An 18,708-nucleotide genomic window follows, 5' to 3' on the forward strand; every position below is an offset into this window, starting at 1 on the left:
CGAGGTCAGGCGCCGGCCGCGTTGATGCCCTGACCCGTGCGCGCCTGCATCGCATGCCCGTAGGCGAGGGAAAGGGCCCAGGCGAGCGGGGCCCCGTCGCTTGGCCGGTACGTTCGTGCCCGATTCCAGACGGAGGCGTAGACGGCCTCCAGGACTGCCTGCGCGGCGCGTGCCTCTGGGACGATCTGCCGGATGAGGCCATAGCACCGGGCCGAGGTAAGGGCGTAAAAGCCCTCCAGCGACGGCTTGTCGGCGGCAGCAACCCCGGCGATGAGGCGGATAAGGTCAGCATTGCGGACATCGACCTCGGGCGCCCAAGGCCCGGCAGAGATGGTAGCCGTCACGGTCACTCCCAAACCTCTCAAACGTCTTTACTAGTTTGTCTAGTATTACGCCTACTTAGCATCTTGTCTATAAGGAGGCCGCGCCTCGCCGGGGGATGATAGGAATGCGGGCTAACGTAGAGAAGCGGCGTCGACGTCGGCGCAGACAGGCGAGGAGTGCAGGTGTCCGGAGCATCCAGTGAGAATGGTCCCTTCTTCCACGGCACGGTCGCGGATCTGCGGGCGGGGGACCGGCTGACTGCGGGCCGACGGTCGAATTACCGTCCCGAGGTAGTGATGAACCACATCTACTTCACGGCCCTCGTCGATGGCGCCGGGTTGGCGGCGGAAATCGCTGCAGAGTTGTCCGTCGGCGCGTTGCGCCCCCGTGTTTACGTCGTCGAACCCATCGGGGCGTTTGAGGACGACCCGAACGTGACGGACAAGAAGTTTCCGGGCAACCCCACCCGGTCGTATCGGAGCGCTGAGCCGCTGCTGATCACCGGGGAGATCTTTGAGTGGACCCGGCTTACGCCCGAGCAGCTGCAGATGTGGCGCGAACGGCTTTCGGTTCTGACATCCGACGCAGGCGGCGAGATCATCAACTAGCTGTTCTATCTCGCGGCAGCCAGGGTGATTAGTGCCGCCCGCTGGTGGGTCGGAGGGGCTTCTGGCCGACGCCGAGCAGTGCAACCGCAGGGAGCACGACTTTTCCGTTCCTTGTGAGGGGGAGCCCAGCCGAAGGTATTCCCGGTGCATGGCGCCCTGAACCACTGGCGCCTGGCTGCGAACGACCTTGCCGATTCCCCCGACGCCTCCGGCCGGGCCGGCCCACAGGTCTTCCGCATCGATCATGAAGTCCCGTGAGAGGGTCTTTGTCTGAACGGCTTCCACGCCTGCCTTTTCGAGCAACTCACGCAATCCGGGCTCTGTTCGATCAAAATCCATGTCCGCCGGAAGTCTCTCCTGGCCGGCTGCCGTTACCCCGCTGGCATTCACCACCTCCGCCCACAGGGTGTTAATCGCCGAAAGCTCCGAGGGCCAGATGGTGACGCCGACCACGCCCTGCGGCCGGCACACCCGGATGAGTTCGACGACGGCGGTGCGGGGATCCCCGACATGGTTGACGACGAAATTGGCGAGGACGGCGTCGAAATCAGACGAGGGGAGGGGCAGGTCAGGCAGCCCGCCCAGAAGCAGGTCCTTTTGAGGCGCCACGACGCGGGCCATGGAGAGCATCCCGGCATCCGGGTCTACGCCTTTGACGTCGGCGCCCAGTTCGATCGCCACGGCGGCGAGGTTCCCATTTCCGCACCCGACATCGGCCAGCCTGCGACCGGACAACGGGCCAATGATCCCGGCTGTTGCCTCAAGCAGCGGCGCGATGGCACCCGCGCACAGGTGGGCAAAACTTTGCGCGTACGAAGGCCCGACGCCGGACCAGGCATCGGCGCCTTTCTGATCGGTTCCTGCTGCTGCCACGATTTCCCCACCTCGATGATGTCTTCCCGGCATCCAGTGTGGTCCACGTGTGGGGAGAAACGGGGACGACGCGGTACGCGGAGCCCGGGAAGGCACGCGGGCGGAGAGGGGTAGTTCAGCTTTACTTTACATAATGTTGATTATCGGCGTTATAGCCAGGAACCCGGGAGGGGCTTAGCGCAGTGCCGCTGTCAGTTCGATTTCCACGCGCGCGTTGAGCGGAAGTTCAGCGACAGCCACCGTGGTGCGCGCCGGAAACGGCTCATTGAAGATGTCACGGTACACCGAGTTCATCGCCGCAAAGTCAGCCATCGACGTCAGGTACACGTTGACCTTGACGACGTCGTCCCAGCCCAGGCCGGCTTCGGTCAGAACCTGCTCCAGATTGTGAAAAACCCGCCGGGTCTGTGCTTCAGCGTCGCCGTCCACCAGTTCGCCGGTGGACGCATCGATGGGCGTCTGACCGGACAGGAACAGCACGCCCAGTCCGGGTGCCGTGGCGGCCTGTGAATACGGTCCAATGGGCTTCGGTGCCGTCGATGCGAGAACACTCTGGCGGGTCATGGACACCAGTTCCTTTCCTGCGGTTGAACTTTCAAGGGCTTAGTTGTCTGCGGTCTAGTGGCCCACGTAGGTGGCCAGATGTTGGCCCGTCAGCGTGGACCGTGCGGCTACCAGCTCAGCCGGTGTGCCCTCGAAAACGATCCTGCCGCCGTCGTGCCCGGCACCCGGACCCAGGTCGACGATCCAGTCCGCGTGCGCCATGACCGCCTGATGGTGCTCGATGACGATCACCGACTTGCCCGAGTCCACCAGCCGGTCCAGCAGCGCCAGAAGGTTCGCGACGTCGGCCAGGTGCAGTCCGGTGGTCGGCTCGTCGAGGATGTAAATGTCGCCCTTTTCGGCCATTTGGGCCGCCAGTTTAAGCCGCTGACGCTCGCCGCCGGACAGGGTCGTCAGCGGCTGGCCCAGGCTCAGGTAACCCAATCCCACGTCGGCGAGCCGGTCCAGGACCTTATGGGCGGCCGGGGTGGCTGCCTCTCCCCCGCCGAAAAAGTCCTTCGCCTCGGCCACGGACATCGCCAGCACCTCGGCGATATTCCGGCCGCCCAGCGTGTACTCCAGGACGGAGGCCTGGAAGCGTTTGCCGTCGCATTCCTCGCACGTCGATTCCACCGTGGCCATGACACCCAGGTCCGTGTAGATCACGCCCGCGCCGTTGCAGGCCGGGCAGGCGCCCTCCGAATTGGAGCTGAAAAGCGCCGGCTTGACGCCGTTGGCCTTGGCGAAAGCCTTCCGGATGGGCTCCAGCAGCCCGCTGTAGGTCGCCGGGTTGCTGCGCCGCGAACCCTTGATGGCGCCCTGGTCAATCACCACCACGCCGTCGCGCCCGGCCACCGATCCATTGACCAGCGAACTCTTCCCGGAGCCGGCGACACCGGTCAACACGCAGAGCACGCCCAGCGGGAGGTCGACGTCGACGTCCTTGAGGTTGTGCGTGGAGGCGCCGCGGACCTCCAATACCCCCGCCGGTGTCCGGACCGGATCCTTGACCGCGGCCCGGTCGTCCAAGTGCCGCCCGGTGACGGTGCCGCTCCCCCGCAGCCCCGCCACGGTGCCCTGGTAGACCACCTCACCGCCGCCCGTTCCGGCCCCTGGCCCCAGGTCGATGACGTGGTCCGCGATGCCGATGGTCTCGGGTTTGTGCTCGACCACCAGCACCGTGTTGCCCTTGTCCCGCAGCTGCAGCAGGAGCCCGTTCATTCGTTCGATGTCGTGCGGGTGCAGGCCGATCGAGGGCTCATCGAAGACGTAGGTGATGTCCGTCAGCGAGGAGCCCAGATGGCGGATCATCTTGGTCCGCTGCGCCTCTCCCCCGGACAGCGTCCCGGCCGGCCGGTCCAGGGAAAGGTACCCCAGGCCAATCTCCGCGAAGGAATCCAGCAGATGCTGCAGGCCGCCCAGCAGCGGCGCCACGGACGGTTCCCGGAGCTCCCGGATCCAGCCGGCCAGGTCGGTGATCTGCATGGCGCAGAGTTCGGCGATGTTCTTGCCGTTGATCCGCGCGGACCGGGCCTCCTGGCTGAGCCGGGTTCCGTCGCACTCCGGGCAGGACTGGAACGTGACCGCCCGCTCCACGAAGGCGCGGATGTGCGGCTGCATCGCCTCCGGGTCCTTGGACAGCATGGACTTCTGCATCCTGGGGATCAGGCCCTCGTAGGTGAGGTTGATGCCTTCGACCTTGATCTTGGTCGGTTCGCGGTACAGCAGGTCATCCAGCTGTTTCTTGGTGAACTTGCTGATCGGCTTGTCCATGTCGAAGAACCCGGAGCCGCTGAAGATCCGGCCGTACCAGCCGTCCATGCTGTAGCCGGGAATGGTCAGCGCCCCGCCGGCCAGCGACTTGGTCTCGTCATACAGGGCGGTCAGGTCGATGTCGGACACGGACCCCATGCCCTCGCACCGAGGGCACATGCCGCCCAGGTAGACGACGTTCTGCACCACATTCTTCTCCACCCGGCCGGACTTCTCGGTGCTCATGACACCGCTGGCCTTGCGGGTGGGGACGTTGAAGGAGAATGCCGTGGGCGGCCCGACGTGAGGGGTGCCGATCCGGCTGAAGAGGATCCGGAGCATCGCGTTCGCGTCCGTGGCGGTGCCCACCGTGGACCGGGGGTTGGCGCCCATCCGCTCCTGGTCCACGATGATCGCCGTCGTCAGCCCCTCGAGGAGGTCGACGTCGGGGCGCGCCAGGGTAGGCATGAACCCCTGCACGAAGGCGCTGTAGGTCTCGTTGATCATGCGCTGGGACTCGGCCGCGATGGTGGCGAACACCAGCGAGCTCTTGCCGGAGCCGGAGACGCCGGTGAATGCGGTCAGGCGGCGCTTCGGGATCTCGACGCTAACGTCCTTGAGGTTGTTCTCCCGTGCCCCCTGCACCCGGATCAGGTCATGGGTGTCGGCGACGTGGACCGCCGCCGGGGCCGGCTCCCCTGCTGGTGTCATGCTGCCGCGTCTCCTTCCATTGGGCGTGCAGGGCCAGCTTAGAACAGACGGTGGTGTTATTGGGCGGGAACGACGACGGCGGGCGCCAGCCGCGGCCAAGACGCCATTGTCTAATCCGCCGGGCTCCCACAGAATGAACCATGACGGTCTACCTGAGGTCCCTGGAAACTGCTGTCCCGCCCACTGTCCTGATCCAGTCCGAAGCCCGTGACGTCTTCGCCGCCCAGCCGGGCCTCAGCAGGCTCGGAGCCCGCCTGGTGGCCACCTGTTTCGACGGCGCCGCGATCGATACGCGCTACACCGCCCTCGACGAACTGACCACGCGCAGCACCGCCGCCGACCCGCAGTTCTTCGACGCCGCCTCCGGACTCCTGCTCAGCCCCGGCACCAAGGCCCGTAACGACATCTTCGCCGTCGAGGCCAGCAAACTCTTCATCGAGGCCGCGGAGAAGGCCGTCGACGCCTGCGCCGGCATCGCCCGGGAGGACATCACCCACCTGGTCACCGTCTCCTGCACCGGGTTCTTCAACCCCGGACCCGACTACAAGATCGTCCGCGGCCTGGGCCTCAAACCCTCCGTCCGGCGGTACCACCTCGGGTTCATGGGCTGCTACGCCGCGTTCCCGGCGTTGCGGGCCGCAGCGTCCTTCTGCGAGGCGGACCCGGACGCCGTGGTGCTGGTGGTCTGCGCCGAGCTGTGTTCGCTGCACGTGCGCACCTCGAACGACCCGGACACCATCATGGGCTCGGCCCTCTTCGCCGACGGGGCGGCCGCCGCTGTCATCACGGCCAGGGGTGTCCCGGACGCGCCGGCGCTGATGACCCTGGACCACTTCGAAACCGTACTCACCCCCGTGGGCGAGGAGGCCATGGCCTGGAACATCGGCGACGCCGGCTTCGAAATGGTGCTCGGCACCTACGTCCCGCACATCATCGACGAACACATCGTCGGCGCCCTGGAACCCCTCCTGGCCCGTGACCCCTCGCTGACCGGTGCCGCGTACGGCGACATCCGGCACTGGGCCATCCACCCGGGCGGCCGCAGCATCCTGGACAAGGTCGAGACCCGGCTGGGCCTCAGCGAGGAGCAACTGCGGCCGGCCCGGGAAACGCTGCGCAACTACGGGAACATGAGCAGCGCCACGGTGCTTTTCGTCCTCCGGCACATCCTGGACCTTCCCGCCGATCCGCGAGCGGACGACGGCGACGGGCGCGGCGAGCGGATCTGCTCGATGGCGTTCGGTCCGGGGCTGACCGTGGAGACCGCGTTGTTCACCAAGGTCACCGGGGCTCGTGAGGATTCCCCACGCGCGTTGAAGCCGGCCGCTGCGGCGGCCGCCGCGTCCGCCCTCGCCTGAGAGCTTCCGTGCTGCTTAGTGACCGGGCGGCCGATGCCGTCGAGGAAATGGACCAGGATGACTGCGATCCCGGCCGGCTGGAGCGCACCTACGCGCAATTTGACCTGGTGAACCGCGCCGTCTCGGGCTGGCGGGGGATCTACCGGCAGCACCTCAGGCCGCTCTTCGCGGCAGGGGCCCCGGTGTCCCTGCTGGACGTCGGCTGTGGCGGCGGGGACGTCGCCGTCCGGCTGGCCCGCTGGGCCGCCCGCGACCGGCTTCCGCTACGGGTCACGGCCGTGGACCCGGACCCGCGGGCCGCCGCCTTCGCCGAGGCCCGGGCTGCCGCGGGGAAGGCCCCAGGAGTCAGCTTCCGGAGGCAGGACACCACCGGGCTCCTGGCCGCCGGGGAGCGGTTCGACGTCGTGGTCTCCAACCACGTCCTTCACCACTTCCCGGACGACCATCTGCCCGGGTTCCTGGCCGAGTCGGCGGCGCTGGCCGGCCGGCTGGTCCTGCACAACGACCTGCGGCGCAGCGCACTGGCCTACGGGCTGTTCTCCGGCGCCGCCCTGCCATTCCGTGGATCGTTCATCCGGGCCGACGGGCTGACGTCCATCCGCCGCAGCTACACGCCCGCCGAACTGCGCGCCGCCGCTCCCCCGGGCTGGACGGTGCGGCCCGGCTTTCCGTTCCGCAACCTCCTACTGCTGGAGCGCCCCGCCAGTGAGGTCCCTCCCGGCACCGGGAACCCTCAGGGTGCATCGGGCGATTCCGCGACGCCGGGCCGTCGCCCGTGATCGACGTCGCGATCGTCGGCGGCGGGCCCGTCGGCCTGTTTCTGGCCACGCTGCTGCTGCAGCAAGGAGTATCCGTCACTGTCCTGGAGCACCGGACCCCCGGGACCGCCGGGCACTCCCGCGCCATCGGCATCCACCCGCCGGCCCTGGGCGCACTGTCCCGCGCCGGCGTGGACCAGGAGCTGATCCGCCGGGGCGTCCCGATCCGGCGCGGTGTTGCGGTCAACGCGGGCCGCACCCTGGCAGGCATGAGTTTCAATGCCGTGCCCGGGCCCTACCCGTTCGTGCTGTCCCTACCGCAAAACACCACGGAAGAGGTCCTGGCGGCCAGGCTGCGCGGCCTGGACCCCGTGGCGCTCCGCTGCGGGGTACGGGTGACGGGGCTTGCGGGTAGGGGGCGGCAAGACGGCCCCGTGCGGGTGTGCACCGACAGCGCCGGGCACGAGGAGGAGTTCGAGGCGACTTTGGTGGTCGGCGCCGACGGCGTCCGCTCCGTTGTGCGCTCCGCCGCGGGCCTCGGGACACTCGGCAGGGACTACCCGGACCGGTACCTGATGGGCGATTTCGACGACGGTACCGACCTCGGCCCCGACGCGGCGCTCTTCCTCGCAGCCGACGGGATCGTGGAGTCCTTCCCGCTGCCGGGCCGGCAGCGGCGCTGGGTGGTGCGCCTCAACGGGCGCACCATCCCGGGCGACGGGGCACATGGGCTGGCCGGGGAGGTTCGACGGCGCACCGGCGTCACCGTCGACGCCGGCAGCAACACCATGCTGAGCACCTTCGGCGTGCGCTCGCGGCTGGTCCAGCGGATGGCCGCGGGGCGCTGCGTCCTCATCGGCGACGCCGCCCACGAGATCAGCCCGATCGGCGGTCAGGGAATGAACCTCGGCTGGCTGGACGCCGTCGAGTTGGCCGGCCTCATTCCCTCCTTACTGTCCACCGGGCGGGCCCATGACCCGTCAATGGCGCCCGGGTTGCGGGCGTTCGAGCACCGCAGGCTCAGGGCCGCGGCACGGGCCGTGCGGCAATCCGAAATCAATATGGCGTTGGGACGGCCGTTGCCGGCGGGACTCCTCGCGGCCCGGAACGGGGCAATTGCGGCGGCCGCCGCGGTTCCGGCGCTGAACCGGTGGACGGCCCGCCGCTTCACCATGCAGTGAGCCCCTTCACCGTGCACTGACGTGTGGGCGGCGCCTACTCGGGGGTGTAGTAACAGTCGTAGCTGTGCTGGCTGACGATCAGGCCGTCGCGGAGTTCGAAGACCGAGGCGGTCCGGGCGCGGATGGTCTCACCCTTGTCCCAGAGCGGCAGGTCCAGCTGCAGGACGGCCGACCATTCCGCCTCCACCGCCACCCGATCCTCTTCGCACGTGGTCCGGCGGACGTCGAAGTGTTGCCCGATCACGACCTCTCCGCTGCGGTCCGCGGCGGCGAGCACCTGCTCCCGGGTCCGGGTGCTCCCGGCGGGGTCCAACAGGTGGGGAGCCTCCGTCAGGACATAGTCCTCGGCGAGAAATGGCTCCAACGCCGCGGACCCGGCACCGGACTCGATGGCACGGAGCAGTCCCAGCACACGATCCAGGGGCGCGGCGTCAGTCATACCTTGAGACTAACCGAGTGACCAACCGCCCCGGACCCGGCACCTCCCCGAGCCGGCTCCTGCCGCGGTGCGGCACCCGCGCCTACACTGGCCGCATGGGCAGCCCTCCGACCCGCCGCAGGCCACCGCCGGAAAGGCGGACGGCGCAGATCCCGCCACGCCGGGTCCGCGCCGCGCTGACGATCGTGCCGCTGCTGGTGTCCGTGTTTCTGGCCGTGGCCTGCACCGGCCCCGCCAACCCCGCCGCCACGGGTACATCGCCGCCGGCCGCGCCCACGCCCGGGTCGTCCGTCCCCGGCACCGCGTCTGTCCCGTCCGGCACCCCGTCCGCTGCACCCGTGACCGCGGCGATGAACCAGTTCCGGGACAACTACAGCAAGCAGATCGTCGAAATCCAGCTGACCAACACCACCTCTGCCGCCCTCACCGTCGAGGCGGCCGACGTGACCACCGCCCTGTTCGCCGGTGCCATCGGCTGGACGGCTCCGGGCGGCGGGACCGAACTTCCGCCGGGCCAGCCCAAGAGCCTCCCCGCCCTACTCCCGGCCGCAGCGTGCCCGGCGGCCGGCGACGCGTCCGGCAATGCCGGCACCGAGGCCACGGGTACGGCATCCGGCAGCGAAGCGAAGGCCGGCGAGGCCACACTGCGGCTCCGTGACACCACCGGGGCGGTCCGCCAGGTCACGGTTGCCGTCACCGACCCCTTCGGGGTGCTGACCCGGAACAACGACGAACAGTGCGTGGCGCAGGCGGCGAATGCCGTCGCGGGTTTCCGGTTCGCCCCGGACCTGCGGCCCACCGCAGACGGCCGCGCCGCCGTCGTCGACCTCGTCATCACCTCGCGCCACGCTGGAGATTCGACGTCGAAGCAAGCGCTCACCATCGATGGCGTCGGCGGCACCACGCTGCTGGCCGAAGACGCCGCGGCGCCGTGGCCGCACGGGCTGGAGATCACCGCCGACCAGCCCGAACGCGTGGTCCCGTTGGGCCTGCGGCCGGCGCGGTGCGACCCGCACGCCGTGGCCGAGGACAAGGTGGGCACGCTGATACCGCTCCACGTCACCGTGGCAGGCCGGGCAGGCACACTCAAGATCGACGCCGGGATGGCGCTGCGCGGCAGGATCTACGATTTCGTCACCGCCGCGTGCGGTCGCCAGTAGTCTGGAGCCATGCCAGCAGACGCCAGCAACCTCAGTCCAGACACCGATCCGACCAGCGCGGACACCGATTCCGCCGGGACTCCCTCCCTCGACGACCGGATCCGGGAAACCGTCCACCGGATCCTCGAGGCCGGAGTGCTGCCGCCGATCGTGCAGGCTGGCCATCCGGTGCTCCGGCAGAGCGCGGCCCCGTTCACGGGGCAGCTGGACGCCCCTACCCTGTCAGCCCTGATCGATCTGATGCGCCGGGCGATGCACAAGGCGCCGGGGGTGGGTTTGGCCGCCCCGCAGCTGGGCATCCCGCTGCGGCTGGCAGTGCTGGAGGACACGTTCGACGTCGACCCGGAGGTCGCTGCCGTCAGGGGTCGGCAGCCGCTGGAGTTCTTCGCCATGCTCAACCCCAGCTACGAACCCCTCGGCACAGAGCGAAAGGCTTTCTACGAGGGGTGCCTGTCCGTCAACGGACTGCAGGCCGCCGTCCTGCGCCCCGAATCGGTGCGCCTAACCTTCACCGACCCGGACGGCGAGGTGAAGACCAGGGAGTTCACCGGCTGGCAGGCCCGGATCGTCCAGCACGAGACGGACCACGTCAACGGCGTGCTGTATCTGGACAGGGCAGAACTGCGGTCCCTGACCACCAACACCGAATACGCCGCCCGCTGGGCCCAGCCGGACATCACAAAGGCCCGGCAGGAACTGGGATTCCTGCCGGGCCTTGGGTGACTCGCGGCCATAGGGCCTGGGGCTTAGGACGCTGCGTTAGTGGCCGTCGGCAGATACCGGCCCCACCACTGCAGGATCTGCTCGAACCGCTGCCGGCGGTGGTGCGGCGTGCCCGAGCGGGACAGCTCGTGGTTCTCGCCCGGGAAGACCAGGAAGGCCGTCTCCACCCCCTGCTGCTTCAGCGCCGTGAAGTAGCGCTGGCCCTGTTCCACCGGGCAGCGCAAGTCCTCCTCGCTGTGGATCACCAGGGTGGGAGTGCGCACCTCGCCGATCCGGGCCATAGGGCTCTGGGCTTCCATCTGCTCCGCCGACCGGCCGGTGTACTCGCCGCCGAAGAACCAGCCGATGTCGGCCGAGCCGGTGAAGCTTACGGGGTCCAGGAAGCCGCGTTCGACGATTGCGCCCTTGAAGCGGTGGTCGTGGCTGATGGTCCAGGCCGTCAGGTAGCCGCCGTAGGAGCCACCCATGATGCCTAGCGCGCCGCCGTCGAGCTCCTCGAACTTCTCCAACGCACCGTCGAGGAAGGCCAGGACGTCCTGCATGTCCACGGTGCCCATCCGCTCCTTGATGCTGCGCCCGTGCTCCTGGCCGTAGCCGGCAGAGCCGCGCGGGTTGCACATCAGCACCGCGTACCCGGCACCGGCGTAGACCTGCGCCTCGTCGAAGAGCGCCCCGGTGAACTGCGCGAAGGGGCCGCCGTGGATGTTCAGCAGCACCGGGTGCGGGCCGCTGCCCTCGGGCATGACCAGCCAGCCGTGCACCGGGTAGCCGTCCGGTGAGGCAAAGGTGAGCTCCTGCGGCACCAGCACGCCGGCCTCCTCCCGCAGCGGAGCCGAGAAGTCGGTGAGCGTCCGGGGCTCCCCCCCGCCGAGCACGGCGACGTCACCGGAGGTCCCGGCGTCGGTGAAACTGATCCAGACGGTTCCGGCTGCTTCCGCGGCGCCGGCGACCACGCGCGGCCCGGTGGTCAGAGCGGTGCTGCTGCCGTCGGGGCCGACGCGGAGCAGCTCAACGGCACCGCGCGCGTTGTTCATCACCAGCACGCTGTCCGTCCCGGCCGGTTCCAGCGGGCCCGCGATGTCCTGGGTTTCCGGGTCGCTGAGCCGGACCGCGTCCGCGCCTGCCGGGGGCATCACGTAGAGGGCGGTGTTGCGGGCCACGAAGTCCAGTCCCTCCGGACCGAGGTCCTGGGCCAGGAAGTAAAGGTGGCGGCCGTCGCGGCTCTCCCGGACGGCACCGATGGACAGGGTGCCAGTGCCGGCGGCAGCGGGCCGGACCTCTTCCGGGGCGGGGGCCTCGTCGGCGTTCGCAGCGGCGCCCACCGGGACACGGTAGATCCCGGTGACCAGGTCCCGATCGTGTCCCTCGTGCAGGGCGGCGGTGAAGTAGACGTGGCTGCCGTCGGCGCTGAAGACTGCGCCGTCGTGGTCGGTTGCCGCGTGGGTCAGCTGGCGCGCATCCGGCAGCTTGCCGGAGGACCTCGCGTCGCCGGCGTCCTTGGACGCGTCCTTGCCGGCGTCCTTGAGGGCCCGGCCGGCCGGTGCCACCCAGGGTTCGTCGGTGAGCGCCGGGACATCCAGCAGGAAGAGCTGCTGGGGCTTGTCGGCCGTGTAGCCCACGCCGTTCATCCGGTACTGGTAGTCGGTGATCAGGCGGGCGTCCTCGCCGCCTGCGGAGACGCCGTCAACCGTGCCGTAGCGGCCGTCCTCCGGGGTGCGGGCGGCGAAAACGATGCTGCGGGAATCCGGGGACCAGGCGAAGGCGCCCACTCCGAGCGGTGCGTCGGTGACGGCAACGGGTTCGCCGCCGCCGGCCTCCACGATGTGCAGTTGCGGCTTCCCGCCCGCCGCGGCGCGGATGAAGGCCAGGACCTGCCCGTCCGGGGAGATGGCGGGCGCGGTGTCGCGGAAGCCGCGGGTCAGCCGGCGCGGTGCCCGGTCCGCGTCCGCGGAGACGGACCACAGCTGGCCCACGTAGGAATCGGCGTCGAAATCGGGGCGCACCACGGACACGACGGCGTGGGTTCCGTCGGGGTGGACGGCGGGCGCGGAGACAGACTTGAGCAGGGTCACATGTTGGGGTTTCACGAGTGCGAGCCTAGCCCCGTCCCGGCGGCAGGTGAAATACCTCACAGTCCGGCGTTGCGCCGGCGTCGCCCAGCCGCGGCGGGAGGCGAGGGAGTTCTCCGGGAGGTCCGCGGGCTCCTCCGGCCGGAGGCGGCCGGCCCTACGATGGAGACTATGCTTTCCGCCTCCCGTGCCCTCCTCGCCTGCCCGCTGTGCCGGGGAGGCTTCCTTCCCGGGGCGGCCGACGGCGGCGGCCTGGTCTGCGACGCCGGGCATTCATTCGACGCAGCCAAACAGGGCTACATCAACCTCCTGACCGGCAAGGGCACCGTGTTCGAATCGGACTCGGCTGACATGGTGGCGGCCCGGCACGACTTCCTGTCCGCCAGCCACTACCGGCCGCTGGCCGACGCCCTCGCGGAGTTCGCCGCGGCTGCGCTGACGGGCGCCGGAGGCGGGGCGGCGGGGGAAGCCAGCACCGCTGAAGGCGCCCCGGAAGCCGGACCGGCCATCCTGGACGCCGGCACCGGCACCGGTCACTACCTCCGCGCCGTCCTGGACCGGGTTCCCGCCGCCGCCGTCGGGCTGGATATCTCGAAGTTCGCCCTGCGCCGCGCGGCCCGGCTGAATCCTGGCGCGGCGAACCTCGTCGCCGATATCTGGCAGCCGCTGCCCGTCCGGGATGCCGCCGTCGACGTGGTCATGGTGGTCTTCGCGCCGCGCAACGCCGCCGAATTCGCCCGCGTCCTGCGCCCCGGCGGGAGGCTGATCGTGGTGACCCCGCGCCCAGGACACCTAACGGAGGTCGCAGGCACCACGGGCATGCTGGGCATCGAACCGGCCAAGGAGGAACGGCTGGCGGCGGGTCTGGCCGGGCATTTCACGGCGTTGCCCGGACGCGAGGTGGACATCGCCCTGGACCTCACGCCCGACGACGTCGTGAAGCTCGCCCTGATGGGCCCCGCCGGGCATCACCTGGACCGGGCATCCCTCCAGGAGACCCGGGCTCGCCTGGCCTCCCGCACCGCGGTGACGGCCCGGTTCCGGATCAGCGTCTTCACGCCGCTGGAGAGGGAGCAGCGGCCGGAACCGCGCCCCGCCGGCGGGTAACGACTTCACTACGTTCCCGGCTGCTCCCGCACCGGAACCCCACCGGGCCCCGCATCCCGCCTAGGATGGAAAGACGTTACGGGGCCGCGTCTGCGGCACCGTACCAAGAAAACATCCAGGGGGAAACGATGTTTGAATGGCTGGCCGACAACTGGTGGGCGCTGTGGCTCACGGTGTTCCTGGTGTTCGCCGTGGTGGAAATGCTGACGCTCGACCTGTTCTTCATCATGCTCGGCGGCGGCGCACTCGCGGGCCTGGCGGCCTCCCTCGGCGGAGCGGACCTCTGGCTGCAGATCGTCATCTTCAGCGTCGTGTCCCTCCTGATGGTCGGCTTCGTCCGCCCCATCGCCCTGAAGCACCTGCGCAGCAGTCCCGCGGACCAGCGCAGCAACATCGAACGCCTCATCGGCGAGCCCGCCGTCGTCCTGGAGCAGGTCAGCTCAGCCGGCGGCCTGGTCAAGATCGGCGGCGACGTCTGGACCGCCCGGCTGGACTCCGGCGTCCTCGAACCCGGCCAGACCGCCACCGTCAGCGCGATCGACGGCGCCACCGCCGTCGTCGTCCCGCGCGGCGGCACCGCAGCCCTCGACCCGGGCGCTGCCGAATCCGGCGCCTAGGCCCGCAAGCACACAACGTGAGATCCCGCGGCGGACCCGCCGCACAGCAAAACCACATATCTGGGGAAAAGGTGATGTATGGATATCGCAGTCGCAGTTGTACTGCTGGTACTCGTGGCGTTCGTGATAATCGTGTTGGTCAGGTCGGTGCGGATCATCCCGCAGGCCCGGGCCGGCGTGGTGGAACGGCTCGGTAAGTACCAGCGGACGCTGAACCCCGGGCTGACCATCCTGATCCCCTTCGTTGACCGGCTCCTGCCGCTGCTGGACCTGCGCGAACAGGTGGTCTCCTTCCCGCCGCAGCCGGTGATCACCGAGGACAACCTGGTGGTCTCCATCGACACCGTGGTCTACTTCCAGGTCACCGACGCCCGCGCCGCCACCTACGAGATTGCCAACTACATCCAGGCCGTGGAACAGCTCACCACCACCACGCTGCGCAACGTGGTGGGTGGCCTGAACCTGGAGGAGGCACTGACCTCCCGCGACCAGATCAACGGCCAGCTCCGCGGCGTGCTGGACGAGGCCACAGGCCGGTGGGGCATCCGGGTGTCCCGGGTTGAGCTCAAGGCCATCGATCCGCCCCACTCCATCCAGGACTCGATGGAGAAGCAGATGCGCGCCGAGCGTGACCGCCGCGCCGCGATCCTGACCGCCGAGGGCACGAAGCAATCCGCGATCCTCACCGCCGAGGGCCAGCGGCAGTCCTCCATCCTCAAGGCCGAGGGCGACGCCCAGGCGGCGATCCTGCGGGCCGACGGCGAGGCCCAGGCCATCCAGAAGGTCTTTGAGGCGATCCACCAGGGCAACCCGGACCAGAAGCTGCTGGCCTACCAGTACCTGCAGACGCTGCCCAAGCTGGCCGAGGGCAGCTCGAACAAGCTCTGGATCATCCCGAGCGAGGTGGGCGAGGCCCTCAAGGGCATCGGCGGCGCCCTGGGCGGCCTCTCCCCCGAACCTCCGGCCGGTGCGCCGGCTGCGGGTGGGGCACCGACGACGCCGGCAGTCCCGGCAGCTACGTCGTCGACGGGCACTGCAGCGGGCGCCGCGGAGCACTGACCGCACTCCCTGCGAAATCTTGGAAACGCCGGGCCGGCAGCGGCCCGGCGTTCTCTTTGCCGCTTTGCCTTTACCGCGTCCCCTTTGCCGGACAGGCCCCGGCAGAGTATAGTGGAGTATTTGTCCGGCCGGTTCACCCTGCTGGAACAAATAGGCTTCGCTGAGCGTTATATCCGGTGGCAGAACACCGCGGCACAACGGCAGGTCCTCCGACCGGCCGCGCCGCCTGCAACGGGTTCACCGAGAACGCAATGCACACAGTAGTCCGGCGGGTTCAGCCCACGGACTAGCGCAGGGTTCCGGCCCTGCGAACCGATCATGAGGGAGAAAAAATGAGCGATCGCAGCCTGCGGGGTATGCGCCTGGGCGCACAGAGCATGGAGACCGAATCCGGCGTCGAGCCCGCTCCGCGCCAGCGGGTCGAATATCGTTGTGCGGACGGCGAGCAGGTATTCGTCACCTTCTCCTCCGAGGCCGAGATTCCCCCCGTATGGGTTTCCAAGACCGGTAAGGAAGCGCTCCTGGTTGACGGCGAGCGTCCGGTCAACGGCAACGAAAAGGCTGTCCGTACGCACTGGGACATGCTTCTGGAACGCCGCTCCCTGCCGGAGCTGGAGCAGATCCTCGAGGACCGGCTCACCATCCTCCGCGAACGCCGCGGGGAACGCCGCTCCGCCTAGGTCATTACACAAAGAAGGCCGGGCTGGAACCCTCAGGGGTTCCGGCCCGGCTTTTTGTTTGTCTGCTTTGCCTGCGCCGTTCTGCCGGTCGGCCCCTGGCTACTTGCGGCCGAGCTTGTGGCTCAGGGTGTTCCAGCGGGCGGTCAGGCCCCACTTGGTGACGTTGATCATGGCTTCCACCACGATGTTGCCGCTCATCTTGGAGGCGCCCAGCTCACGCTCGACGAAGGTGATGGGGCGTTCGACGATGGTCAGGCCCAGCCGGGCGACGCGCCAGGCCAGGTCCACCTGGAAGCCGTAGCCCACCGAATCGACCGAATCCAGGTTCAGCTTCTCCAGGGTGCTGCGGCGGAACGCGCGGAAGCCGCCGGTGACGTCCTTGATGTTCACGCCGAGCATGATGCGGGCGTAGGTGCTGCCGACGCGGGAAATCGCCTGGCGGTACAGCGGCCAGTTGACCACGCTGCCGCCGGGAACCCAGCGGGAACCCATCGCCAGGTCGGCGCCCTGCTCCACGGCCTCGATCAGCTGCGGCAGCTGCTCGGGCTTGTGCGAACCGTCGGCGTCCATCTCCACGAGGATGTCGTAGCCGGCGTCGAGGCCCCACTTGAAGCCCGCGATGTAGGCGGCACCCAGGCCGGCCTTGCCCGCCCGGTGCAGCACGTGGACCTGGCTGTCCTCAGCCGCCATCCGGTCGGCCAGCGCGCCGGTACCGTCGGGGCTGTTGTCATCGACCACCAGCACGTCGGAGGCGGGCACGGCGGTGCGCAGGCGTCCAAGGGTCTTGGGCAACGATTCCAGCTCGTTGTAAGTCGGGATGATCGTGAGGACACGCACAGCGGGGCCTTTCCTTGGAGGGAGCGGTCGGCAGGCCGGGATGGTCGGCGGGAGCCGACGACGGGCACAGCTTCCCATTATAGACAGGGAGTCCGGGCGCCGGCGGGCCGTTCGGGCCGCGCCGGCGGCGGGTCAGCCGCGGGTCAGCGGCCCAGCGAACCGCTCGCGTAGAGTTCGACGCCGTCGCGGACGGTCTGCAGGCAGACCGGGTCGCTGCCGGTGTCCAGTGCCGGGAGCAGCGGTGTGCGGGCGCGCGGGTCGGTGCTCCAGGACTGCACCCGGCCGTCGGCCACCTGGACCATGAGTTCCTCGACCTCCCAGACCGCGAAGCTGGCCGGGGCGCCGGGGACCAGCTGGCCCGCCATCGGGTTTCGGTAGCGGGCCGCGCGCCAGCCGGCGCGGGTGTGTCCCAGGAAGGCTGCCCGCGCGGAGATGCGTTCGCCCTCGTCGTGGTGTTCCAGGCAGGCCCGGACGCTGGACCAGGGGCTCAGCGGGGTGACGGGGCTGTCGCTGCCGAAGCACACCGGGACGCCGGCGGAGTAGAAGGACCCGAAGGGGTTCATGCCCTGCTGCCGGCCGCCGAGGCGCCGCGCGTAGAGGCTGTCCGGGCCGCCCCACAGGGCGTCGAAGACCGGCTGGGCGCTGACCGTCACCGAGTACTTGGCCAGGCGCTCGATCGCGGCGGCGTCGGCCAGTTCGACGTGTTCCAGGCGATGGCCGGCGGCGCGCACGCGCTGCTCGCCCACCTCGGACGCGGCCTGGTCCAGCGCCTCGAGGGCGGCGTCCAGGCCGGCGTCGCCGATCACGTGGAAGCCGGCCTGCAGGCCCAGCTGCGAGCAAGCGGCGATGTGGGCGGCGGCCTCATCGACCGAGAGGTACCGGGTGCCCCGCTCCCCCGGTGCATCCGCGTAGTCCTCGCGCAGCGCCGCGGTCCGGGAGCCGATGGAGCCATCCATGTTCAGGTCACCGGCCAGGCCGAGGACGGAGACGCCCAGGTCCGCCAGGATGGACCTGGCCTCGGCCTCCGAGCAGGCCAGCTGGCCCCAGTACGGCAGCACCTCGGCCGTGGCGGGGCCGGGACGGCCGGCGTCGTTCCAGCCTGCGGCGATCCGCAGGTCCTCGACGCCGCCGATATGCGGGGCGCCCATCTCGGCCAGCGCCACGTAACCGTTGGCGGCTGCCCGGGCCAGCGCCGCCTGCTGGTAGCCGCGCAGCGCGGCGGCCGGGAGGTCACGGGCGGCGCGGCGGGCGGCCGTGTGCGCGGCCCGCTTGACCTGGCCGTCGGCGCCGAAGCCGTCGAGCCCGAACAGCCCGGCGGCGGTGGCCAGGGATGCGGAGACCAGCGCGGAGTGGACATCAACCCGGGACAGGTAGACCGGGCGGCCGCCGGCGGCGCGCTCAAGTTCCTCGCGGCCGGGCAGGGTCGGATCGGACCACTGGGACTCGTCCCAGCCGTGGCCCAGGATCGTCCCGCCGTCGGACCCGGCTCCCGTGCTGCTGCCGGATGCCGCGGCGGCGTGGCGGGCGACGGCGTCGAGCAGCTCGGCGCCGGAGCGCACCTGGCCCAGCTGCAGGGATTCGAGCGCAATGCCGGTCTCGGTCAGGTGCACGTGGGAATCGACGAAGCCCGGGGCCAGCAGCGCGCCCTGCAGGTCGACGATGGTCATCGAGTCGTCCGCGATGGAGGTGGCGGCCTGCTCGGACCCCACCCACGCCACCGTGTCCCCGTCCACCAGCATCGCCGTCGCGAAGGGGTCGGCCGCGGTGTAGACGGAGCCGTTGCGGTACAGCGTGACCTTACGCTCGGTGGTGGCGAGCCGGGACTCGGAGGGTGAAGCGGTCATGGACAATGAACTCCTTACTGCGGGCCGCCGGGCACTCCGGCGGCGTGACTGCGGTGGGCGGCCGG

The 18,708-nt window shown here is 69.7% G+C and carries 17 protein-coding genes and 1 pseudogene; 10 read left to right on the forward strand and 8 right to left on the reverse strand.

Annotated features, from left to right (window positions below; genetic code table 11):
* Positions 1-5: 5 nt before the first annotated feature.
* A complete protein-coding gene (locus QWJ39_RS10940) occupies positions 6-350 on the reverse strand; it encodes a hypothetical protein (protein ID WP_290257818.1) in 345 nt (114 codons plus the stop codon).
* Between the two features lie 156 nt (positions 351-506).
* Here QWJ39_RS10940 and arr point away from each other — a divergent pair, with 156 nt between their 5' ends.
* Entirely contained in the window at positions 507-932 is a 426-nt protein-coding gene (gene arr, locus QWJ39_RS10945) for an NAD(+)--rifampin ADP-ribosyltransferase (protein ID WP_290257898.1), read from the forward strand.
* Positions 933-1,364: 432 nt separating this feature from the next.
* On the opposite strand, the pseudogene QWJ39_RS10950 reads toward arr, so the two are convergent.
* The 3 genes and pseudogenes from QWJ39_RS10950 to QWJ39_RS10960 all read right to left on the reverse strand — a co-directional run.
* A pseudogene (locus QWJ39_RS10950) lies at positions 1,365-1,838 on the reverse strand (class I SAM-dependent methyltransferase); the annotation flags it as partial.
* A gap of 141 nt (positions 1,839-1,979) precedes the next feature.
* The gene (locus QWJ39_RS10955; RefSeq protein ID WP_290257819.1) at positions 1,980-2,369 is read right to left on the reverse strand and encodes a Rid family detoxifying hydrolase; all 390 of its coding nucleotides are present in this window, start codon (positions 2,367-2,369) and stop codon (positions 1,980-1,982) included.
* Positions 2,370-2,423: 54 nt separating this feature from the next.
* Complete coding sequence (locus tag QWJ39_RS10960; protein WP_290257820.1) at positions 2,424-4,811, reverse strand: excinuclease ABC subunit UvrA; 2,388 nt, start codon at positions 4,809-4,811, stop codon at positions 2,424-2,426.
* A gap of 140 nt (positions 4,812-4,951) precedes the next feature.
* Here QWJ39_RS10960 and QWJ39_RS10965 point away from each other — a divergent pair, with 140 nt between their 5' ends.
* Genes QWJ39_RS10965 through QWJ39_RS10975 form a run of 3 tightly spaced genes read left to right on the forward strand, consistent with a single transcriptional unit; the run spans position 4,952 to position 8,108 of the window.
* The gene (locus QWJ39_RS10965; RefSeq protein ID WP_290257821.1) at positions 4,952-6,169 is read left to right on the forward strand and encodes a type III polyketide synthase; all 1,218 of its coding nucleotides are present in this window, start codon (positions 4,952-4,954) and stop codon (positions 6,167-6,169) included.
* 8 nt (positions 6,170-6,177) lie between these two features.
* Positions 6,178-6,948, forward strand: a complete 771-nt coding sequence (locus tag QWJ39_RS10970; RefSeq protein WP_290257822.1) for a class I SAM-dependent methyltransferase — start codon at positions 6,178-6,180, stop codon at positions 6,946-6,948.
* The gene (locus QWJ39_RS10975; RefSeq protein WP_290257823.1) at positions 6,945-8,108 is read left to right on the forward strand and encodes an NAD(P)/FAD-dependent oxidoreductase; all 1,164 of its coding nucleotides are present in this window, start codon (positions 6,945-6,947) and stop codon (positions 8,106-8,108) included. Before QWJ39_RS10970 ends, QWJ39_RS10975 begins: the two co-directional genes overlap by 4 nt.
* 34 nt (positions 8,109-8,142) lie before the next feature.
* Here the strand turns inward: QWJ39_RS10975 and QWJ39_RS10980 are convergent, their stop codons facing one another.
* On the reverse strand, positions 8,143-8,547 hold the full coding sequence (locus tag QWJ39_RS10980; RefSeq protein ID WP_290257824.1) for a nuclear transport factor 2 family protein: 405 nt from the start codon (positions 8,545-8,547) through the stop codon (positions 8,143-8,145).
* Positions 8,548-8,642: 95 nt separating this feature from the next.
* On the opposite strand from QWJ39_RS10980, the gene QWJ39_RS10985 reads away from it, so the two are divergent.
* Both QWJ39_RS10985 and QWJ39_RS10990 read left to right on the forward strand, forming a co-directional pair.
* Complete coding sequence (locus tag QWJ39_RS10985; protein ID WP_290257825.1) at positions 8,643-9,707, forward strand: hypothetical protein; 1,065 nt, start codon at positions 8,643-8,645, stop codon at positions 9,705-9,707.
* A 9-nt stretch (positions 9,708-9,716) separates the two neighbouring features.
* Positions 9,717-10,430, forward strand: a complete 714-nt coding sequence (locus QWJ39_RS10990) for a peptide deformylase (RefSeq protein ID WP_290257826.1) — start codon at positions 9,717-9,719, stop codon at positions 10,428-10,430.
* Between the two features lie 23 nt (positions 10,431-10,453).
* Here QWJ39_RS10990 and QWJ39_RS10995 read toward each other — a convergent pair whose 3' ends face one another.
* The gene (locus QWJ39_RS10995; RefSeq protein WP_290257827.1) at positions 10,454-12,517 is read right to left on the reverse strand and encodes a S9 family peptidase; all 2,064 of its coding nucleotides are present in this window, start codon (positions 12,515-12,517) and stop codon (positions 10,454-10,456) included.
* A gap of 153 nt (positions 12,518-12,670) precedes the next feature.
* Between QWJ39_RS10995 and QWJ39_RS11000 the strand changes: the two genes are divergently transcribed.
* The 4 genes from QWJ39_RS11000 (at position 12,671) to QWJ39_RS11015 (ending at position 15,962) form a co-directional block, all read left to right on the forward strand.
* Positions 12,671-13,606: a methyltransferase domain-containing protein gene (locus QWJ39_RS11000; RefSeq protein WP_290257828.1), complete on the forward strand. Its 936-nt coding sequence runs from the start codon at positions 12,671-12,673 to the stop codon at positions 13,604-13,606.
* Between the two features lie 128 nt (positions 13,607-13,734).
* Complete coding sequence (locus QWJ39_RS11005; RefSeq protein ID WP_290257829.1) at positions 13,735-14,223, forward strand: NfeD family protein; 489 nt, start codon at positions 13,735-13,737, stop codon at positions 14,221-14,223.
* Between the two features lie 78 nt (positions 14,224-14,301).
* Positions 14,302-15,282, forward strand: a complete 981-nt coding sequence (locus tag QWJ39_RS11010) for an SPFH domain-containing protein (protein ID WP_290257830.1) — start codon at positions 14,302-14,304, stop codon at positions 15,280-15,282.
* 332 nt (positions 15,283-15,614) lie between these two features.
* Positions 15,615-15,962: an RNA polymerase-binding protein RbpA gene (locus QWJ39_RS11015; RefSeq protein WP_290257831.1), complete on the forward strand. Its 348-nt coding sequence runs from the start codon at positions 15,615-15,617 to the stop codon at positions 15,960-15,962.
* Between the two features lie 99 nt (positions 15,963-16,061).
* Here the strand turns inward: QWJ39_RS11015 and QWJ39_RS11020 are convergent, their stop codons facing one another.
* Positions 16,062-16,799 carry a polyprenol monophosphomannose synthase gene (locus tag QWJ39_RS11020; protein WP_290257832.1) on the reverse strand — a complete coding sequence of 246 codons (738 nt, stop codon included), beginning with the start codon at positions 16,797-16,799 and terminating at the stop codon, positions 16,062-16,064.
* A gap of 143 nt (positions 16,800-16,942) precedes the next feature.
* Positions 16,943-18,643: an amidohydrolase family protein gene (locus QWJ39_RS11025; RefSeq protein WP_290257833.1), complete on the reverse strand. Its 1,701-nt coding sequence runs from the start codon at positions 18,641-18,643 to the stop codon at positions 16,943-16,945.
* Positions 18,644-18,708: the final 65 nt, after the last annotated feature.

It is taken from the genome of Arthrobacter sp. YD4 (assembly GCF_030410515.1).
GTDB lineage: Bacteria > Actinomycetota > Actinomycetes > Actinomycetales > Micrococcaceae > Arthrobacter.

What these genes read in the sequence shown, in the direction of transcription:
- QWJ39_RS11010 (WP_290257830.1), top strand. Translation starts at nt 14,302, where the DNA reads ATGGATATCGCAGTCGCAGTTGTACTGCTGGTACTCGTGGCGTTCGTG.
- QWJ39_RS11025 (WP_290257833.1), bottom strand. Translation starts at nt 18,643, where the DNA reads ATGACCGCTTCACCCTCCGAGTCCCGGCTCGCCACCACCGAGCGTAAG.
- QWJ39_RS10985 (WP_290257825.1), top strand. Translation starts at nt 8,643, where the DNA reads ATGGGCAGCCCTCCGACCCGCCGCAGGCCACCGCCGGAAAGGCGGACG.
- QWJ39_RS10955 (WP_290257819.1), bottom strand. Translation starts at nt 2,369, where the DNA reads ATGACCCGCCAGAGTGTTCTCGCATCGACGGCACCGAAGCCCATTGGA.
- QWJ39_RS11015 (WP_290257831.1), top strand. Translation starts at nt 15,615, where the DNA reads ATGAGCGATCGCAGCCTGCGGGGTATGCGCCTGGGCGCACAGAGCATG.
- QWJ39_RS10960 (WP_290257820.1), bottom strand. Translation starts at nt 4,811, where the DNA reads ATGACACCAGCAGGGGAGCCGGCCCCGGCGGCGGTCCACGTCGCCGAC.
- QWJ39_RS10990 (WP_290257826.1), top strand. Translation starts at nt 9,717, where the DNA reads ATGCCAGCAGACGCCAGCAACCTCAGTCCAGACACCGATCCGACCAGC.
- QWJ39_RS11005 (WP_290257829.1), top strand. Translation starts at nt 13,735, where the DNA reads ATGTTTGAATGGCTGGCCGACAACTGGTGGGCGCTGTGGCTCACGGTG.
- QWJ39_RS10965 (WP_290257821.1), top strand. Translation starts at nt 4,952, where the DNA reads ATGACGGTCTACCTGAGGTCCCTGGAAACTGCTGTCCCGCCCACTGTC.
- QWJ39_RS11000 (WP_290257828.1), top strand. Translation starts at nt 12,671, where the DNA reads ATGCTTTCCGCCTCCCGTGCCCTCCTCGCCTGCCCGCTGTGCCGGGGA.
- QWJ39_RS10980 (WP_290257824.1), bottom strand. Translation starts at nt 8,547, where the DNA reads ATGACTGACGCCGCGCCCCTGGATCGTGTGCTGGGACTGCTCCGTGCC.